The following is a 19,314-nucleotide window of genomic DNA, read 5'->3' as shown; positions in this document are numbered from 1 at the left end:
GTTTATTATTTAGCTTCGAAATAAACTCTTCTGTTTGCTCTGTTTTTCCATTCAGGACATTTAGTAGCAGGCTCACACTCTGGGTATTTAAGGTCTTTTTCACCTCTACCAACAGCGTTCAGTTTAGAAGAATCTACACCATTTTTGATCAAATAGTTTTTCACACTGTTTGCTCTTCTTTCAGATAACTTTTGGTTATATTCATCTGTAGCTCTGGTATCTGTAGCTCCAATGACGGTATAAGCACCATTTGAAGAGTTAATATAGCTTACTGCATTATTAAGGATTGGTGTATTTGAAGGTAAAATTCTGTCAGAATTTAAATCAAATTCAATTCCTTCCATATTAGTTACAGTTTCGTCAACCGGTCCAACAGGTGTGGTTGCAGTAAGAGGACAACCATTGTTGTCTACAGGTCCAGGTACTGTTACACACTTATCGTAAAGATCGATAACACCATCTAAATCTGCATCAAGAGCAACACCTGCGCCATCTACTCTTGCACCGGCAGGAGTATCAAGCTGTCTGTCCCAATCGTCGCAAACTCCGTCGTTATCAGCATCACCTTTTTTACAAACTTCAATATCTTGGTTTTTATCAGCTAAAACATCTAATTTGTAGTAAATTTCCTGCAACGGATCGTGCCACATTAAATGAGATTCATGTTTTCCTAATTTTAAAGATAAACCTAAAGTAGCATTAAAGAAGTTGTCAGAAATCTGATCCTCTCTTTTGTTGATATCACTATACTGTGCACCTCCACCATCAAATTGATCATCACCGGTGTAAACATACATTAGTCTTGTTTCAAGATCAATTCTTCTGTTTACTTTAAATTTAAGTCCTGCACCAGCCTGACCGAAGAATGAACCAAATTTGAAAGGCTTAACTTCAGTTACTAATCTTTGACCTGAAAGGTCTTCCTGATAAGCTCTGTAAGCTAATGTACCTATACCAGCATATCCATGAAGTGCCCATCTAAAAGTAGATTTGTTATCAACTCTTCTTAAAAGATTTGAAAAGTTAACATCACCTAATAATGATATTGCATCATATTGCGTTCTTGCACCTACTTGCTGGTAAGTAGAGCCTGCCGGAGCATTATCTTTGGTGTTGAACCATCCCTGTCTTGTTTCCCCTCTGTCATACTGAAGATTAATACCAAAAGCATGCGTAATAGCTTTATCAACACTTACATAAGCTGAATAACCAAAAACATCCTTACCGTTTCCGTTTTTTATAGATGTTAAATCTCCTGACTGAACGAGTGGTACACCCGCACCAAATGAGATTGCCCAATCATTAAATCTTTTAGATTGTTGTGTAAATGGAGACACGTTAGCAGATCCAGATGAGAATGTATTCGGATATCCTTCAGTTGAAACTACTGCTATTGAATCTTGTGCAAACGCTACAGTAGGAACTGCTAAAGCAAATGCTACAATTGCTAAACTTAATTTCATAGTGTATTATTTTTTTATTTAGTTAATTAAATGATTTGTTTATTTATTGTTCACCGGATTATTGTGGACAACCGTTGTTATCTGTTGGTCCTGCTACAGTAACACACTTATCATATAAGTCTATTACCCCATCAAGATCCATATCTAGTGCTACACCAGAACCGTCAACTCTTGCTCCAGAAGGTGTATTTAATTCTCTGTCCCAGTCATCACAAACCCCGTCGTTATCACTATCTCCTTTCTCGCATACAACAAGTTCAGTAGCAGTGTTTTCTAATACATGAGTTCTGTAATATATTCCTTGTAAAGGATCATGCCATGACAAATGAGTCTGATGCTTACCTAACTTAAATGATAAACCTAAATTGAATGACATCATCGCATCAGAATAACTATCATTAATCAGATTATAATTGATTCTGTCTCCCGCAAGAGTTTCAAGAGCTCTCCCTTCGCCACCTCCGTCAAATTCTTCATCGAAGCTATTGATATACATCATTCTTGCCTCAATATCAATAAGTTTTGATACATTATATTTTAAACCAACTCCAGCCTGCATGAAAAACGATGCAATTCCTAATTTTTGATCTATCATAATAGGAATTCTTGGAGGATTTGTGCTCCATCTTGATGCATCACTATCAATTAATTCAGTTTTATATCCCATAAAACCACCACCTAAATAACCATGCAATGCCCATCTGTAAGGTGACTTATTATCAACTCTTCTAAGTAAATTTGAGAAGTTGACATCTCCTAATAGTGATACCTGATTAAATTCAGTCCAAGCTGTACCTACTCCTGCAGCAGGATTATTTGGTAATTTCGCCTGTTGGTTAGTTTTACCCATCGAGTATTGCAAACTAAGACCAAAAGTATGAGATATTTGCTTGTCGATACTCGCATAAGCATTCCATCCCCAATTAATTTTTTCACCGTAGAATGAAGTTACATCTGCAAAAGTCATGAAAGCTGGACCTCCTCCTACTGATACTGACCAGTCATTGAGTTTTCTTGCCTTATTATCAAATTTTTGAATATTTGCAGAACCTGAAGAAAAAGTATTGGGATACTCATCTGAAGTATTAACAGAAATACTGTCCTGTGCGTATGACGCAATAGGCAGTGTTGCCAATAGTAATAAACCTAATTTCATACAATATGTTTTATGTTTCGATTAAATAAAATCTTTTAATAATATTTTAGAAAATTTTCTTTCGAAAAGATGTTTTTTGTGAGGGAGCACCAACTTTTCTGAGATGAATTTTAAATCATTATACTTAACGATGTCAATATCTATAATTCTATCTGTATAGCATCCGGATATTTTACTATCATTAATTCTCCCCATTTCAGCTTCAATTTCTTTTATGTAATTAAGTAACTGAATTGGCGAAAAATGCGTAAATATTACTGTTGCAATATTACAAAAATTATTGGAACTGACAAACTCCACAGGTTCGGATGTTAAATATTCACTATTTTTTAATATATCTCCTATGCTTTTAAGCTTATCTAAAGCGATATCCAGATTGTTTTTTTTATCACCAATATTACTTCCGAGTAACAAAACGACCTTATGCTGCGACATATTAGAAAATGATTATTTTATGAAGAGTTTCTTTAAAAATGTATTGGCAAATATAGTAGCTATTGTGGTACTATGTGTTGTATTTTTCTTCTTTTTCATCATCATGATTGCATTTGGATCGATGAGCAGTGAGAAATCTGTAAGTGTAAAGAAAAATTCTGTACTAACGATTAATCTTAAGACAGATATTATAGACAGCCCTACAGAAGATCAACAAAGTATTTTCAATGTTAATAATAAAAACACCAGTGTACTTATATATGATGTATTGGAAGCGGTGAGAAAAGCCAAAGACGATGATAATATTAAAGGGATCAGCATTGAAGTTGATAACTTAAATGCTGGAATCACGCAGATTGATGACTTGAGAGCGGCAATTCAGGATTTTAAAAAAAGCGGAAAATTTGTGTACGCTTATGGTAATATGGTTTCGCAGTCTTCTTATTATTTAGGATCTGTTGCTGATCAGTATTATCTGAATCCTTCAGGAGGAATTGAATTGAAAGGTCTTTCTACAGAAGTTACTTTCTTTAAAGATTTTGCAGAAAAATATGGTATCGGAATTGAGGTTATACGTCATGGGAAATTTAAATCTGCGGTTGAGCCGTTTTTAAGAAATGATATTTCTCCTGAAAACAAAGAACAGCTAAGTACGCTACTTAATGATATTTGGGATAATACAGCTTCTAAAATTGCCGCATCCAGAAAAATGGATGTGAATCAATTCAAAACTGTGGTTGACAGTTTATACGGAATGATTCCGGATTTAAGTTTAAAAAATAAACTGGCAGATAAACTGATTCAGAAAACAGAATATGATCAAATAATCAAAACAAAGCTGAGTTTAAAGGAAAATGATAAATTAAATAAAATCTCTCTTACAAAATACATAGATTCTTTTACTGATAAAGATACTTCCAGTGAGAAAATCGCAGTTTTGTATGCTTCCGGCTCTATCAATAATGGCGATGAGTACAATGATATTAATTCTGAAAAATACATCAAATACATCAAAGAACTTCAGGATGATAAAAAAGTAAAAGCTGTAGTTTTAAGAATCAATTCTCCGGGTGGGAGTGCAAATGCTTCAGATGAAATTTTATTTGAACTTCAGCAATTGAAAAAGAAAAAGCCATTGGTAGTTTCTTTCGGAGATTATGCGGCATCGGGAGGATATTACATTGCAATGGCTGCAGATAAAATCTATTCTGAACCCAATACATTGACAGGATCTATAGGGGTTTTTGGAGTGATGCCATATTTTAAAGATTTAGCCAACAGAAACGGAGTTCGTTCTGATATTGTTGCGACCAATGCCAACTCAGCATATTATTCTTCATTAAACGGACTGACACCTTACGGAGTAAACCTGATGACCAGAAGTGTTGAAGGAACTTACAAAAGATTCGTTTACTTTGTTACTCAAAACAGAAAAAAATCTTTTGAAGATATTGATGCAATTGGTGGCGGTAGAGTATGGAGTGGAACTCGTGCAAAACAAATAGGTTTGGTAGATGAATTGGGAAGTTTACAAGATGCTGTAAAATTTGCGGCACAAAAAGCAAATATTAAATCTTACAATGTTTCTTCTTATCCTAAAAAAATGACCGCATTTGAGCAGATTTTTGAAGATTTAAATGAAGACGATATCTCTGCAAGAGTAATTAAAAATAAAATTGGTAAAGCAAATTATGAAATTTTAGAACAGGTTACAGATAAAAAGCTGAAGTCTGAGGTGAAAATGGAAATGCCTTATCAGATCAAGATAGACTAAATTATATTGTTCATAAAAAAGCCGGATTTGAAAATTTCAAATCCGGCTTTTTATTTTTTTAATGGTTTCTATTTCTTAGTTACCATCCTGTAGATAGCCAGTAGAAGAACTGATCCTGCGATTGCAACTAAAAAGCTTGATAGATTAAATCCTGATACATCTACTCCGAATATCATTGATCCGATCCAGCCTCCTAGCATACTTCCTAAAATACCGATGATGATTGTTACAATCCAACCACCAGGATCATTTCCCGGATGTAATGCTTTTGCGATTGCCCCTGCGATAAGACCGAAAATGATCCATGTTAAAATTCCCATAGTTTAAATTTTTTAATGTTAATAAATTTGGTTTATTTTCAAGAAATAAAGATGACTTATCTCTTCTTGAAGAATGAATCTACAAACTCTATACCATTAAATAATTGCAGGTCCTGCATCTTCTCGCCAACACCAATATATTTTACAGGAATCTGGAACTGATCAGAAATGCCAATCACCACACCGCCTTTTGCTGTTCCGTCTAATTTTGTTACGGCCAAAGCATTTACTTCAGTTGCTGCGGTAAACTGTTTTGCCTGTTCAAAAGCATTCTGACCTGTTGAACCATCCAATACCAATAAAATCTCATGAGGAGCGTCGGGAATCACTTTCTGCATGACTCTCTTGATTTTAGAAAGCTCATTCATCAGATTGATTTTATTATGAAGTCTTCCTGCAGTATCGATGATGACCACATCCGCATCCTGAGCAACGGCACTTTGTACTGTATCAAAAGCAACAGAAGCAGGGTCAGAACCCATTTCCTGTTTTACAATTGTAACTCCGGCTCTTTCACTCCAAATGGTCAGCTGATCTACAGCAGCTGCACGAAAAGTATCTCCTGCTCCTAAAATAACTTTTTTTCCTTCAGATTTAAACTGATGAGCCAGCTTTCCTATTGTTGTGGTTTTGCCAACACCGTTTACCCCTACAACCATGATGACGTAAGGTTTTTTTGAAGTGTCTATGTTCCCGGTGTTTGCCTGTGGGTTTTCAAGCAGTAATCCTGAGATTTCTTCACGCAGAATACGATCAAGTTCGCTTATATTCACGTACTTGTCTTTTGCTACACGTTCTTCTATTCTCTGGATGATTTTGATGGTGGTAGAAGCGCCTACATCAGAAGCGATAAGTATTTCTTCAAGATCATCAAGAACCTCGTCATCTACTTTGCTTTTGCCGACTACGGCTTTTGTCATTTTTTCAAAGAACCCCTGATTAGATTTTTCCAGACCTTTATCCAGCGTTTCTTTTTCTTCTTTTTTAAAAATATTTTTAAACCAACTCATCTTAGAATTTTGATTTTTATAAGCTTACTTTGTCTTGTACAAACAAAGATAACAAAAAAACTACCCAAAATATGAGTAGTTTCTGTATTGTAAATAAAGTGACTGATTATTTTTTCAAATAAGCGTCAACTTCGTCTGCATTCATTACTTTTTCTTCGAAAACGTAAGCTTCTGATTTAGAAGACTTCACCATTTTCACCACTTTAGTCATTTTTTTTGACTGTCCGCTTTGTAGGGTTGCTACTACTTTCTTTGCCATGGTAAATTATATTTATAAATTACTTGATTTCTTTGTGAAGGGTAGATCTCTTAAGAACAGGATTGTATTTTTTCAATTCCAATCTTTCTGTAGTGTTCTTTTTATTTTTTGTAGAAATGTATCTAGACATTCCCGGCATACCACTTTCTTTGTGCTCTGTACATTCAAGAATTACTTGAACTCTGTTTCCTTTTTTTGCCATGATTTAGTTCTTTTTAATCAATCCTTCTCTGATGCCTCTTGCGATAGCTTCTTCGATTCCAATCTTGTTAATAACTCTCAATCCATGAGCTGAAACTTTAAGCGTAACATGCTTGTCTTGCTCTGGAAGGTAAAATTTCTTTTCCAATAAGTTAATTTCAAAACGACGCTTCGTTTTGTTATTAGCGTGGGAAACGTTGTTACCAACCATTGCACGCTTTCCTGTTATCTGGCAAATTCTTGACATATCTCGATGTTCTTATTTGTATAATATTTGAGGTTGCAAAATAACGAATAATTTTTTAGACAGACAAGTTTTCTACAAAACTTTTGTAATAAATATTTGTCTTTTATTTTTATTCTCAACCGATTTAAATTTAATAATTGTTTAATAGAGCAGTATTTAGCTGTTTCTAAATGTTTTCGGATCTGTATCTTAAACTTTCTTTTTCTCTAATTTATTCTGAAACTTTTTAATCAAAAAATAAAACAGAAGAAACCCTAAAGAAAATATTGAAAATCTCGTCATCAAATCCCCGGCTTTTACATAAAATGTTTCTTTATCATAAAGATTTACTTTTGCAAAAAGAGCAGTTTTATCACCATAAAAAGTGTCTTCCAGAACTTCACCTTTCGCATTGATATGAGCAGAAATTCCGCTGTTGGCAGATCTTGCTATTTCTCTTCTCGTTTCGATGGCTCTTAGTTTTGCATAAGACAAAAGTTGTCTGTGACCTTCCGTAACGCCCCACCAGGAATCGTTGGTTACAATCGCTAGAAAATTCGCTCCTTTTTTTACATATTCTGTCACAAATTCTCCATAAATACTTTCATAACAAATAATCGGAGCAATTTTTCCTTTATTGAAAGGATTCGAAAAAGCTACACGTTTTTTATCTGTTCCCAATGATGCTACAGTACCTCCTAAATCGATCATCGCATCGCCTAAAAGCGGTTTTAAAATGCTCATGTATGGAAATATTTCTACACCGGGTACCAGTTTTCCTTTGTGATACACTTCCACTTTCTGATTAGGAATAATTTGTACTGCAGAATTATAGCTTTCCACCCATAGTTGAGGATTCAGCTGATAGGCTTCTTTAGGTAAATTTTTATCACTTTTATAAAATCGATGCGATGAAATTCCGGTGGTGAAGACAGAACCTGGATGTTTCACCAGAAAACTTTTCACATCATTCAGAAGTACGCTTTTTTCAAATGCAGATTCAGAAATAGAACCTCTTCCCGGGATTGAAGTTTCCGGAGCAATATAATAATCTATTTTTCCTTTAGTGTTTTGTTCGGCAAGTGCAAGAAGTTCTTTTACAATGGTAACGCTGTCTTTGGAATATTTTTCTGCGTACGGATCAAGAGCGGGCTGTAGCATTAAAACTTTAACCTGACCAATAGGTTTTTCATCAAAATTATTAAATTTAACCAGCGAAATAGTCATAGGAAGAATGATCAGCAAAGCAACAATCGATGAATTTCTTATCAAATCTTTTCTTTTCCGTCCTGCTTCAAAAACTCTAATCGTATAAAATATCAGAACATTAATTAAAAGAATCCAGAAGCTTCCGCCGGTTGCGCCTAAAGTGTCGTACCATTGAATCAATTCAGGATAATCTGAAAAAACATTTCCTAAATTCAGCCAAGGCCATGTGAGTTCCCAGTTCAGATGGAATTTCTCAAAACTCATCCAGATTGCCACGAAAAATGCTAATCCCCAATAACTTCCCTGAGCATTTTTGTACCAATGATAACATTGAAATACCAAAGAATATAAAAATGAATTGGCTAAAATAGGAATCAAAACAGCCATCATCGAGTGGCTTCCGTCAGGATTTTTAGAGCCATACAGCCAGCCCGTTGTTACGATATTCCATATTATAAAACATAAGTAAGAAAGCCCGAAAACAACCCAGCTTTTTCTTTTGAAGTTTGAAAATTTAGAAACGCCATGTTCCATCATCAAAAGCGGAACGAGGGCAAAAAATATAAAAAACGGAATTCCGTATGTAGGCCATGATATGGACAAAAGCATCGCTGAAATGAGCGTAAGTAAAACGTATTTCATTAAATTATTTTAACACACAAATTTAATGATTTTGAAATGAATAACTTTGCAAATGATGTTAAAGAAATTTTATAAATTCATTATTTTACCGTACATAATTTTTCTGCTCTATCTGATGTTTTTCGGGATGGGGAGATTTCAGTACGACGAAAATTTGATTCGGGTAGAGCCTTTATTCTCAACATTAAGTTTTATTGAGAATACAATACGTTGGTGGGATATTGTTCGAATTGTTTTGGGGAATGTAGTGATGTTTATTCCTTTTGGTTTTTTAGGATGGGTTTTTCCTCAGATTAAAGACCTGAAGAATACCATTATGACATTTGTTTCTGCAATTGTCATTGTAGAAGCACTTCAGTATTTTTCAAGAATGGGTATTTTTGAGGTGGATGATGTTATCCTCAATACTTTTGGGGTTTATTTGGGTTGGCAAATGTGTAAATTTATCGAAATGCGTTTTAAATCTTTAGTTGTGTGAATGTAACTAATGATTTAATTTTCCTCTAAAACTCTAAAACTCTAAAACTCTAAAACTCTAAAATCTTACCCGTTCAGTTCTTTCGCTCTTTTTTCAGCATTTAAAATTCCTTTCTGTAAAATTTCTTTAAAATTGTTTTCTTCAAATGTTTTCAGGGCAGCTTCTGTTGTGCCACCTTTCGAAGCAACATCTTTGATGAGTTCTTCAAGATTTTTTTCAGAATTATTGATTAAATGGTAAGCACCAAGCATCGTTTGTTTTACAAAAAGTTTAGAAAGATTTTCATCAATTCCCATTTGAGTTCCGGCTTTGATCATGGCATCAACGATATAGTAAAAATAGGCGGGTCCGCTTCCGGAAAGTGCCGTAACACCATCCAATAAGTCCTCGTTTTCCAAATATACAGATCTTCCTGTACTGTTTAAAAGCCGTTCAATATTCATCAATTCGTTAAATGTAATTCCTTCTGCAGACGTGTATCCTGTGATTCCCATTCCTAAAAGAGTAGGAGAATTGGGCATGGCTCTTACAACTAAAGGATGATTCAGTAATTTCTGAATTTTTGCGATTTTGATTCCTGCCATGATGGAGAGAACCATTTGTTTTTCGTTAAGTTTAAACCTGAAATTTTCTGCAACATGCTGGAAATCCTGAGGTTTTACGGCGATAATAATTAAATCTGCATCGAGTTCTTCGACATCATCAAAAATTAAAATTTTAGATTTTGGAAATTCTTCTGATATTTTTTTGATTTTTGAGCGGTTTCTGGTGATGAGCTGAAGGTTTTCCGGTTTTATCAATTCATATTTTAGAAATGATTTTGAGAAAGATAAGCCCATATTTCCGGCTCCGATGATGGCGATTTTCATTTGTGTGTTGTTTTTATGTTAAAGTCTTTTAGGTGACTTCTAAATTTAAAGACTTGTAATCATTAAAAATAGTGAATTCTGATTTTTAAATTGAAATCTACAATATTTTTTTAAATAATATTCACTTCTCTCTCCAACTCAATCCCAAATTTCTCCTTCACCGAATCAATAATCATTGTAGAAAAATCAAAAATTTCTTTTCCGGTTGCATTTCCTGTTGCGTTGATGATCACCAAAGACTGTAATTGGTGTGATGCGACGTTTCCGATTTGTTTTCCTTTCCAGCCACATTGTTCGATGAGCCAGCCTGCCGGAACTTTTACAAAATCTCCGTTGGGATAGCCCTGAATATTTGGAAATTTATTTTTTAAATCTTCAAACTGAATTAAAGGAATCGTGGGATTTTTAAAAAAACTTCCTGCATTTCCAATGACTTTCGGGTCGGGTAATTTGCTTTGTCTGATGTTGATGACGGCTCTTGAAATATCCTGAATGGTAGGATTTTCAATACCCAAATTTTTCAGTTCAGATTTGATGGCACCATATTCGGTTTTGATCAAATGATTTTCTCGGGTCAATCTGAAAGTCACATCCAGAATGACATATTTCCCTTTTCCTTCCTGCTTGAAAAACAGAATCTCTGTACCCGAATCTGCATTGTTCACTGTTGAAAGTTTCAACTTCAGAGTTTTCTAAATTTAAAACTTTGCAGTTAACGAAAATGTCTTTTATTTCGGTTCCGTAAGCACCGATATTCTGCATGGGCGAAGTCCCGACATTTCCAGGAATCAAGGAAAGGTTTTCTAATCCGCCATAGTTTTTATGTAAACAATACAGCACAAATTCATGCCAGTTTTCACCGGCTTTAGCAGTTACTAAAACTTCATTTTCGCTGATGATTTCTTCTGAAATTCCTTTTAAATTGAGCTGAATTGCCAATCCGTCAAAATCTTTCGTCAACAGAATATTACTTCCGCCTCCGAGAAATAAGAGTGGGAGAGTTTGATCGTGTGCATTTTTGAGTGTTTCGATTAATTCTTCTACAGAATTTACTTCTGCGAAATATCTGGATTTAGCTTCTACACCGAAAGTGTTATAAGGTTTTAAAGAAAAATTTTCGTGCATTGAAGGGAAAATATTTAGAATTAATTTAACTGGAATATAGATCCGAATTAGCGTTGCTCAGGAGAAAGACTTTCTAATTTGATTTTGAATTCTTCAAACTGTTTGTAATGAACATCACTGTAAGCATTCACAAAAACGTGTGATTTTTTTGTTGTTTTAATTTGAAAAGTTTCGTCAATTCCATCAATAGGCTGAATGCTGGGTGAACTTTTGATTATACCCAGATCTTTTATTTTAAATGAAGAAATAAGATTTTTCCAGGTTTTTGGTGTGATCGCTTTGTGCCATTCGTTGTGTTTTTTGTTGCCTGTCGTTCCGCTTTCAAAATGAACAGAATCTTTGGTTACTTTAAAACTGCTGTAGTTTCCTAATTCTCCGCCTACATGAGATAATCCGATAAAAGTGATTTCTTCAGGATCTCGTGATGACTTTTTAGTATCGGTTGTTTTTTCACCACAACAAAAGAATGTCAACAGTAAAAACATAGACAAGAGTACTTTCAAACCGACTGTTTTTACTGTTGACATGATTATTTTATATTAAAATCTTATATCTGAATTGTAATTTTCTAAAGCGGCTTGCAATATCGCAACGCTTTTTCTTAAATCTGCTTCTTTAAGGACATAAGCAATTCTTACCTGTTTTTTACCTAATTCCGGATTGCTGTAAAATCCTCCTGCGGGAGCAACCATGATGGTTTCATTATTTAAAGAATATTTTTCAAGTAACCATTGCGCAAATACCTCGGTGTCATCAACCGGAAGTTCAGCTACGCAGTAAAATGCTCCTTTTGGTTTCGGACAAATCACTCCTGGAATTGCATTCAGTAAATCTACCAAAACATTCCTTCTGTGGGTATATTCTTCTCTTACAGCTCTGATGTAAGCTCCGTCATTTTGATGTGCTGCTGTTGCAGCAATCTGTCCTAGAAGAACAGGGCTCAATCTTGCCTGTGCAAAAAGCATCGCCGCATCGTGAATTTTCTTTGAACGAGTGAGTAGACATCCGATTCTTACACCGCACATTGAATAACGCTTAGATTCTGAATCGATGATGATGCAGTTTTCGCTCAATTCAGGGAAAGCAAGCATTGAAATTTGCTGTTTTCCGTCATAAACATATTCTCTGTAAACTTCGTCAGAAATGATTACAATGTCATATTTTAAAGCGATATCTGTTAATTGCTGTAGCTCTTCTCTCGTATATAAGTAACCTGTAGGATTTCCTGGGTTACAGATAACAATCGCTCTCGTTTTTGCCGTGATTTTTTTCTCAAACTCTTCAATCGGAGGCAAGGCAAATCCCGTATCAATAGTTGAGGGTACAGCAACTACATTTACATTAAAAGTACTGGTGAAACCATTGTAATTTGCATAATAAGGCTCCGGAATGATCACTTCATCACCATCATCACATAATGTAGAAATTGCGAAATTCAATGCTTCAGAACCACCGTTGGTTACGATAAAATGATCAGGGGTCAAATCTGTAAAGTCTAACGAATGATAATATTCTGTTAATGCTTTTCTGTACTCAATATTTCCTTCAGAAAGTGCATATTCCAATACTTTTAAATCAATATTTTTTAAAGCATTAAGAGCTGTTTCCGGCGTTTCGATATCAGGTTGTCCGATATTTAAATGATATACTTTCGTTCCTCTCTGCTTTGCTTGAAGTGCGAAGGGAACCAGTTTTCTTACCGGTGAAGGTGGCATCTGTTGTGCTCTGTTTGAGATATTCGGCATTGTTCTAAAATTTGTATGGCAAAAATAGGATTAAATTTTTCAATATTAAAATTATTAGTATTTCAATGAGATTAACTTTAAATTTGTTTTTCAAAACTAAATTAAAATCTATGCAAATTCCTGCTCTATCTGTAGAAGATTATATCTCAAAAATTCCTGAAGAAAGACAGGCAGTTTTCACAAAACTGTTTGATACCATTACCGAAAATTTACCAAAAGGTTTTCAAAAAGACGTAAGTTACGGTATGGTAGGATGGGATGTTCCTTTAGAAACTTTTCCTGCTGGTTACCACTGTACGCCGGGTTCTCCGTTGCCGTTTATGGGACTGGCTTCTCAGAAAAATTTCATTGCACTGTATCACATGGGAATTTATGCAAAACCAGAACTCTTAGACTGGTTTGTAACAGAATTTCCCAAGCATTCTAAAAGAAAACTGGATATGGGAAAATCATGTATCCGTTTTAAGAAAATAGAAGAAATTCCTTTTGAATTAATTGCTGAACTAAGCAGAAAAATGACTGTTGATGAATGGATTACGATTTATGAGACTCAATTTAAAAAATAAGTTTTCTTTAAAAATATTTGCAATCGCATATATTTTTGTGCTATTATCGGGATGTAAAAGTTCAGTAACTTCAGATTTGAAAAATGGAGATTTGCTTTTTGTGACGGCAAAAGAAAGTGGCTTGTCTGGAGCGATTAATAATGTTACCCAAAAGCAGAAAAATGCATCGTTTGATCACATCGGGATTTTACAAAAGGATAAAATGGGTGTTTTCGTACTTCACGCTGCGCCGAATGGCGGATCTCAAAAGCAGAATTTAAAAGAATTTCTGAAAGATCAGGCGAGTGACGGACAAAAAGTGGTGATTTACAGATTAAAGCCTGAATTTCAAAATACAATTCCTAATGCAATTGCAAAAGCGAATTCAATGTTGGGAAAACCATACAATTTCAATTATATTTTAGATGAAAATTCTTATTACTGTTCAGATTATATTGAAAGATCATTTAAAGAAAATCATATTTTTAAGCTGGAACCAATGACGTTCATTGATCCAAAAACAGGAAAAACAAATGTTTTTTGGGAAAAGTTTTACGCTGAAAAAAATCTGAAAGTTCCTGAGGACGAACCGGGATGCAACCCAAATGGATTAGCGGCTTCCGATAAACTCCAAAGAATTAAAGAATTATAATATACAGGAGAAGTTTAAAAGCTTCTCTTTTTTTGTTAAAATTAAAAATTAATACCCTACTAATTTTGTAGACTAATATTTTTTTATATTTTTGTCAGGAATTAATGAGTAAATATTTTAAAATATGTAATTCAGAAAAGTATTCTTAATCAAAAATTGTAGTTATGATAACGCCAAATTTGCAGCCTTTGTCAAAAAATATACATCTTCTCAAAAGAGATCTCATCATCGAAGTGGAACTGAATGGAAAAATGGAATTTGACCATCTTTTGAATGCTATTTACCAGCAAATGGGAATTTGTTATAAAGTTTTGAGTGTAAATGTGGAGTATATGAATGGAGTAAATTTTGGGTCATTTCAGTTACATGTCAATGCTACAATAGAAGAATCTCAGGAACTTGAATTTTTTCTGAATAATAACAAACTCTTGAATACAACTGTAGATTATACCTGCAGAAAATATTCTTAGAGCTATAAGTCCATATAGTTTGAGGGGCGTTCAATTTATTGAACGCTTTTTTTATTCAATTCTCTGAGAAAAAGATTATTTTTATTTTAAAATAAATTACAAAATTATGGTTGCACTTATTATCATCGGAGTTCTTGTATTGATTGTGCTTTACGGAGTTTCCATTTATAACCGTCTCGTAAAACTGAAAAACTTAGTTCAGGAAGCGTGGAGCAGTATTGATGTCATGCTTAAAAAACGTCACGATTTAATTCCGAATTTGGTTGAAACAGTAAAGGGGTATGCAACTCACGAACGTGAAACTCTTGAAAACGTTACCAGAGCAAGAAATTTAGCTGTTGGAGCAGATTCTGTAGAAGGTAAAGAAGCTGCAGAGAAAAATCTGAACCAAGCGATGGTGAATTTATTTGCAGTAGCTGAGCAATATCCGGATTTAAAAGCGAATGCTAACTTCCAGCAATTGCAGGCAGAATTGAGTTCTATTGAAAATGATATTGAAAAATCAAGAAGATACTACAACGGAACGGCAAGAGAAAACAATACTTTGGTAGAATCTTTCCCAAGCAACGTGGTTGCCAACATGTACAAATTTGAAAAAGCCAAATTCTTTGAGCTTGAAAATATTGCAGACAGAGAAGTTCCGACAGTGAAATTTTAAGAAATGAAATCGCTGTAATTGGTTTTGATTCACAAATATCAATCAGAAATGGCGATACCATACAACCCACCAAATAAAATCTATGTATGAAAAATTTCTTACAGTTATTTTTCCTTTTGTTCTTTAGTTTAAATTTTGCTCAGGAAGAGCCTATACGAACAGATCAGTTATCTATAGTTGAAGGACGTGAAAGAATTATGAATTTCCACGCTGATATTGATGTTGATAAAAATTCAGCGATAACGGTTACTGAAAAAATAAAAGTTCACAGTCTGGGAGATAAAATCAAGCGAGGTATCTTTCGCTCATTTCCGCTGACCAGAAATATTAATAACACGACTCAAAAAGTACAATACAATATAGTTTCTATAAAGAAAAACGGCGTTGATGAAGATTATCATGAGGAATATGAAGATGGCTTTCTGAAAATTTATTTCGGAAACAAAGATATTATTCTTGAGCCGGGCGACTATGATTACGAAATAAAATATACCACAGAAAAGCAAATCGGTTTTTTTGAAAAGTATGATGAATTCTATTGGAACGTCAACGGAAACTTCTGGGATTTTCCCGTCGATCAAATTTCCGCAACAGTCAATCTTCCACCAGGTGCAGGGATTTTGCAAAATTCTTGTTACACAGGCAGCCAGGGGAGTACAGATCAAAACTGTACAGTAAAAGTTCTTTCAGAACATTCAATTGAATGGAATGCCGGAAATTTGGGTTCAGAAGAAGGGCTTACGATTGCCGTAGGTTTCAAAAAAGGGGTGATGGTTCCGCCGCCACCGCCGACTTTTCCTGAAAGATTCGGGATTTTGATTGCCGGAATCATTGTGTTTTTAGGGATGGTCATTTATTATATTTCAACATGGAGAAAATACGGTGTTGATCCTGAAAAACCGACTGTGTATCCACAATTCAATTCGCCAGACGATCTTTCGCCTGCTTCTTTAGGTTTCATAAACAGTGAAACTTTTAAAAATAAATATCTAACGGCAGCTTTGGTCAATTTAGCTGTAAAAGGTTATATTCAGATTATAGAAACTGAAGATTCGGGTGTTTTAGGTTTATTTAAATCAAAAAAGTTTACAGTAAAAAAAATAAAAAATGCAGATCAAAAATTACCTGTAGAGGAAATTAATTTGACGAATAATCTTTTTACAACGGTAGACACTGTGAAATTTGACGGAGAATATAATTCTAAAATTGAACAAACTGTTAAAAGTTTTCAGTCTTCGCTTACCTATCAGCATAGCAAATTATTGAACGAAGGAAATAATACCAACAAATTATATCTGCCACTGATTTTAATGACTATTGTTTACGGTCTCGGATTGCTTTTAAGTTTTAAAATGTTTCCTGAATTTGAAAAGGTAACTGTTGGCGGATTTTTATATGTTATTCTGTTGGTTTGCTTTTTAATCACAGGATATCTTTTCAAAGTGTTCCCGGTTTTATTTAAAATTTTCCTGATTATTCCGACTATCATTCTCATTATTTTGGGAGCGTTAATGTTCAATCACAACGAATTTACCATTGATCATAATTTCAATATCTGCTACATCTTTATCGTTTTAGGATTTACATCGCTGATTATTTATCAGTTTCTGATCAGAAGACCTTCCGAAGAAAAATTGAAAAAGAAATCTCTCATTGATGGTTTTAAAATGTACATGGGAGCAGCAGAAAACGAGCAGTTAAAATTTCATAATCCACCCACGATGACCCCGGAATCTTTCGAAAAATTATTGCCTTTTGCAATGGTTTTGGGAGTTGATGAAATTTGGGGGAAAAAATTTGACGCATTGCTGACGAAAATGTCTACAGAATATCAAAGCAATTGGTATATGGGCTCATCGATGAATCATTTTGCGATGGCAAGTGTTCTTAATTCCAGCTTGACACAATCGATACAGTCATCGGCTACGCAACCATCAAGTTCGGGAAGCAGCTCTGGTTCAGGATCGGGCGGCGGTGGATTTTCCGGCGGTGGTGGTGGCGGTGGTGGCGGTGGCGGCTGGTAAAATTTTATTTATGAAAAAATGTATTAAAATATTTCTTTTCTTTTTCTGTGTTCTTGCTTTTGGGCAGGAAGTTATTGTTGACATGCCGTCAGTCGCAAAAGGAGTCACTGCAGATAATAGGATTGAAGATGGTGAAAGAATTGTTTCTTTTCATTCTGATGTTAACATTGCAGAAAACGCTGATGTTACCGTTACAGAAACCATCAAAGTGTTTGTGCGTGGTTATGAAATTAAGCGGGGAATTTTCCGTGCTTTGCCAACTTTTAGAAATATCAATGGTGGAAAGGAAAAGATTACTTACAAAATAATTTCTATAGAAAAAGATGGGGTAAAAGAGCCTTATCACATCGAGAGGCAAAATGGTGTTTTTAATATTTACATTGGTGATAAAGATTATCAACTTGATGAAGGTTTTTATACCTATAAAATTGTTTATCGAACGCAGGATCAGATTGGTCATTTTAAAGGGTATGATGAGTTTTACTGGAATGTGAACGGCACAGATTGGTCTTTTCCGGTAGAACAAATTAGTGCCACGATTCATCTGCCAAAGAATGCAGATATTCTTCAAAATTCTTGTTATACAGGCGTTCACGGAAGTACGGATAAAAACTGCACCAGCGAAAAATTATCTTCAACGCAGATTGTTTTTAAGGCTAATGATTTAAAAGAACATGAAAATCTGACGGTAGCCGTAGGTTTTAAAGCTGGAGTTTTAAAAGTTCCTTCTGGTTTTTTAAAATGGATTGACAGAAACTGGCAAAGTTTACCTCTGTTTTTAATCGGAATTTATCTCTTGTTTTTCTACTATAACAATTGGAAAAAATATGGGAAAGATCCGGAAAAACCAGTTGTGATTCCGCAATTCAATGCACCAAATGATCTTTCGCCTGCATCTCTAGGTTATATTGATAAAGGTGAATTTGACGCTAATTTGGTTACCGCAAATCTCGTAGATCTTTCTATAAAAGGTTTTGTGGATATTGATGAGGTGAAAGATAGTAAGGAAACGTATTTGTCTAAAATTTTCACATTAAAAAAACTTGATAAAAGCGAAAATGATTTGCAGAGTGATCAAAAACTACTTTTAAAAAAGATTTTTGTGAAAGAAGAAAAGATTTCCGTCAATGGTACTTATAATTCAAAGCTCAAAAATGCGGTTGAAGATTTTGAAAAATTTATCTCCAAAGAAAACAAGATTTTTGTTGAGAAAACATCTAATCATAAACTTATTTATAAAGCTTTAAAAATTATTCTTGCGAGTTTTTTTCTTGCCCTTATTATTAATTCTTTAGTTACTCAAGAATTTACAGTACTTGGGATTGGAATTGCGATAGGGATCTTCGGTGGTATTTTTGTAGCGATTCTAGTAGCTATCTGGAGTGATAAAAACAAATTGGCAGTGTTGGTGGTGTTGTTTTTCGCATCAACAATTATGATGCCTATGTTTTTTTTAGCATTTATAGATTCTGACGATATTTCTTCATTTGATTCTAATTGTTTTAAATTTTTAATCTTCTCAATTATTTCTCTATTTATATTCAGGTACTTTATTAATCGGCCAAGTTTTGAAAAGTTGAAAATGAAATCTGAAATTGAAGGTTTTAAAATGTACCTCGGTGCGGCTGAAGAAAACCAACTGAAGTTTCATAATCCTCCTGAAATGACTTCCGATGTGTATGAAAAGTTTCTTCCTTACGCTATTGTTTTCGGGGTTGAAGGAATTTGGGGTAAAAGATTCAGAGATAAAATGCAGGAAACAATTGATGCAACCGAACCGTATAGAGAAATTCAAAATCATTTCAGTTATGGTTTTGGCAATTCGTTTACCACAACATTGAAAGGAACAACCGTTGCTCCTGTAAGCAGCTTTTCATCATCATCTTCTTCCTCATCACGATCTTCAAGCAGTTCATCCTATTCAGGAGGTTCCAGCTCTAGCGGTTCATCTAGTGGGGGATCATCTGGCGGTGGTGGCGGTGGTGGCGGCGGTGGTGGATGGTAATTTGTTTCACAGAAATTATTAAAAACTTCAACGTTTTATAAATCCATT

At 34.5% G+C, this 19,314-nt stretch carries 20 protein-coding genes and 1 pseudogene; 8 read left to right on the top strand and 13 right to left on the bottom strand.

The genetic code is table 11. From position 1 onward, the window contains the following. Positions 1-5: 5 nt before the first annotated feature. Genes ACZZ9T_RS00330 through folK form a run of 3 tightly spaced genes read right to left on the bottom strand, consistent with a single transcriptional unit; the run spans position 6 to position 3,054 of the window. Complete coding sequence (locus ACZZ9T_RS00330) at positions 6-1,463, bottom strand: OmpA family protein (RefSeq protein WP_463440453.1); 1,458 nt, start codon at positions 1,461-1,463, stop codon at positions 6-8. 58 nt (positions 1,464-1,521) lie between these two features. Next, the gene (locus tag ACZZ9T_RS00325) at positions 1,522-2,619 is read right to left on the bottom strand and encodes an OmpA family protein (protein ID WP_463440452.1); all 1,098 of its coding nucleotides are present in this window, start codon (positions 2,617-2,619) and stop codon (positions 1,522-1,524) included. Between the two features lie 21 nt (positions 2,620-2,640). Continuing rightward, complete coding sequence (gene folK / locus ACZZ9T_RS00320; protein WP_463440451.1) at positions 2,641-3,054, bottom strand: 2-amino-4-hydroxy-6-hydroxymethyldihydropteridine diphosphokinase; 414 nt, start codon at positions 3,052-3,054, stop codon at positions 2,641-2,643. 19 nt (positions 3,055-3,073) lie between these two features. On the opposite strand from folK, the gene sppA reads away from it, so the two are divergent. Continuing rightward, on the top strand, positions 3,074-4,828 hold the full coding sequence (gene sppA, locus ACZZ9T_RS00315) for a signal peptide peptidase SppA (protein WP_463440450.1): 1,755 nt from the start codon (positions 3,074-3,076) through the stop codon (positions 4,826-4,828). 68 nt (positions 4,829-4,896) lie between these two features. Here the strand turns inward: sppA and ACZZ9T_RS00310 are convergent, their stop codons facing one another. The 6 genes from ACZZ9T_RS00310 to lnt form a co-directional block, all read right to left on the bottom strand. Then, positions 4,897-5,148, bottom strand: coding sequence for a GlsB/YeaQ/YmgE family stress response membrane protein (locus ACZZ9T_RS00310; RefSeq protein WP_463429460.1), 252 nt, complete (start codon positions 5,146-5,148; stop codon positions 4,897-4,899). Positions 5,149-5,204: 56 nt separating this feature from the next. Continuing rightward, positions 5,205-6,158 (bottom strand): signal recognition particle-docking protein FtsY, encoded by a 954-nt coding sequence (gene ftsY, locus ACZZ9T_RS00305; protein ID WP_463429459.1) that lies wholly within the window; start codon positions 6,156-6,158, stop codon positions 5,205-5,207. Between the two features lie 106 nt (positions 6,159-6,264). Further along, positions 6,265-6,417 (bottom strand): DUF4295 family protein, encoded by a 153-nt coding sequence (locus tag ACZZ9T_RS00300; RefSeq protein WP_082002123.1) that lies wholly within the window; start codon positions 6,415-6,417, stop codon positions 6,265-6,267. 19 nt (positions 6,418-6,436) lie between these two features. Next, positions 6,437-6,619: a 50S ribosomal protein L33 gene (gene rpmG / locus ACZZ9T_RS00295; RefSeq protein WP_027373683.1), complete on the bottom strand. Its 183-nt coding sequence runs from the start codon at positions 6,617-6,619 to the stop codon at positions 6,437-6,439. Positions 6,620-6,622: 3 nt separating this feature from the next. Then, positions 6,623-6,865, bottom strand: a complete 243-nt coding sequence (rpmB, locus tag ACZZ9T_RS00290) for a 50S ribosomal protein L28 (RefSeq protein WP_463429458.1) — start codon at positions 6,863-6,865, stop codon at positions 6,623-6,625. 189 nt (positions 6,866-7,054) lie between these two features. Further along, positions 7,055-8,695, bottom strand: coding sequence for an apolipoprotein N-acyltransferase (gene lnt / locus ACZZ9T_RS00285; protein WP_463440449.1), 1,641 nt, complete (start codon positions 8,693-8,695; stop codon positions 7,055-7,057). 52 nt (positions 8,696-8,747) lie between these two features. Between lnt and ACZZ9T_RS00280 the strand changes: the two genes are divergently transcribed. Beyond that, positions 8,748-9,173 (top strand): VanZ family protein, encoded by a 426-nt coding sequence (locus ACZZ9T_RS00280; protein ID WP_463440448.1) that lies wholly within the window; start codon positions 8,748-8,750, stop codon positions 9,171-9,173. A 65-nt stretch (positions 9,174-9,238) separates the two neighbouring features. Here the strand turns inward: ACZZ9T_RS00280 and proC are convergent, their stop codons facing one another. From proC to ACZZ9T_RS00260, 4 genes and pseudogenes are all read right to left on the bottom strand, one after another. Next, a complete protein-coding gene (gene proC / locus ACZZ9T_RS00275) occupies positions 9,239-10,042 on the bottom strand; it encodes a pyrroline-5-carboxylate reductase (protein WP_463440447.1) in 804 nt (267 codons plus the stop codon). Between the two features lie 110 nt (positions 10,043-10,152). After that, a pseudogene (gene murB, locus ACZZ9T_RS00270) lies at positions 10,153-11,167 on the bottom strand (UDP-N-acetylmuramate dehydrogenase). A 47-nt stretch (positions 11,168-11,214) separates the two neighbouring features. Beyond that, positions 11,215-11,694 (bottom strand): hypothetical protein, encoded by a 480-nt coding sequence (locus ACZZ9T_RS00265; RefSeq protein ID WP_463440446.1) that lies wholly within the window; start codon positions 11,692-11,694, stop codon positions 11,215-11,217. A gap of 12 nt (positions 11,695-11,706) precedes the next feature. After that, positions 11,707-12,912 carry a pyridoxal phosphate-dependent aminotransferase gene (locus ACZZ9T_RS00260; RefSeq protein ID WP_463440445.1) on the bottom strand — a complete coding sequence of 402 codons (1,206 nt, stop codon included), beginning with the start codon at positions 12,910-12,912 and terminating at the stop codon, positions 11,707-11,709. Between the two features lie 110 nt (positions 12,913-13,022). Between ACZZ9T_RS00260 and ACZZ9T_RS00255 the strand changes: the two genes are divergently transcribed. The 6 genes from ACZZ9T_RS00255 to ACZZ9T_RS00230 all read left to right on the top strand — a co-directional run bounded on the left by ACZZ9T_RS00255 (position 13,023) and on the right by ACZZ9T_RS00230 (position 19,266). Further along, entirely contained in the window at positions 13,023-13,478 is a 456-nt protein-coding gene (locus tag ACZZ9T_RS00255; RefSeq protein ID WP_463440444.1) for a DUF1801 domain-containing protein, read from the top strand. Further along, a complete protein-coding gene (locus ACZZ9T_RS00250; RefSeq protein WP_463440443.1) occupies positions 13,438-14,109 on the top strand; it encodes a YiiX/YebB-like N1pC/P60 family cysteine hydrolase in 672 nt (223 codons plus the stop codon). The genes ACZZ9T_RS00255 and ACZZ9T_RS00250 overlap by 41 nt, the downstream gene beginning before the upstream one ends. 188 nt (positions 14,110-14,297) lie before the next feature. Next, positions 14,298-14,579, top strand: coding sequence for a cysteine methyltransferase (locus ACZZ9T_RS00245; protein WP_463440442.1), 282 nt, complete (start codon positions 14,298-14,300; stop codon positions 14,577-14,579). A 106-nt stretch (positions 14,580-14,685) separates the two neighbouring features. After that, positions 14,686-15,237, top strand: a complete 552-nt coding sequence (locus ACZZ9T_RS00240) for a LemA family protein (protein WP_463440441.1) — start codon at positions 14,686-14,688, stop codon at positions 15,235-15,237. 86 nt (positions 15,238-15,323) lie between these two features. Continuing rightward, a complete protein-coding gene (locus ACZZ9T_RS00235) occupies positions 15,324-17,261 on the top strand; it encodes a DUF2207 domain-containing protein (protein ID WP_463440440.1) in 1,938 nt (645 codons plus the stop codon). Positions 17,262-17,271: 10 nt separating this feature from the next. After that, positions 17,272-19,266: a DUF2207 domain-containing protein gene (locus tag ACZZ9T_RS00230; RefSeq protein WP_463440439.1), complete on the top strand. Its 1,995-nt coding sequence runs from the start codon at positions 17,272-17,274 to the stop codon at positions 19,264-19,266. Positions 19,267-19,314: the final 48 nt, after the last annotated feature.

The organism is Chryseobacterium sp. AC417 (assembly GCF_979258215.1).
The sequence above is the reverse complement of the archived record's forward strand: the minus strand, read 5'-3'. Positions and strand labels throughout refer to the sequence as shown.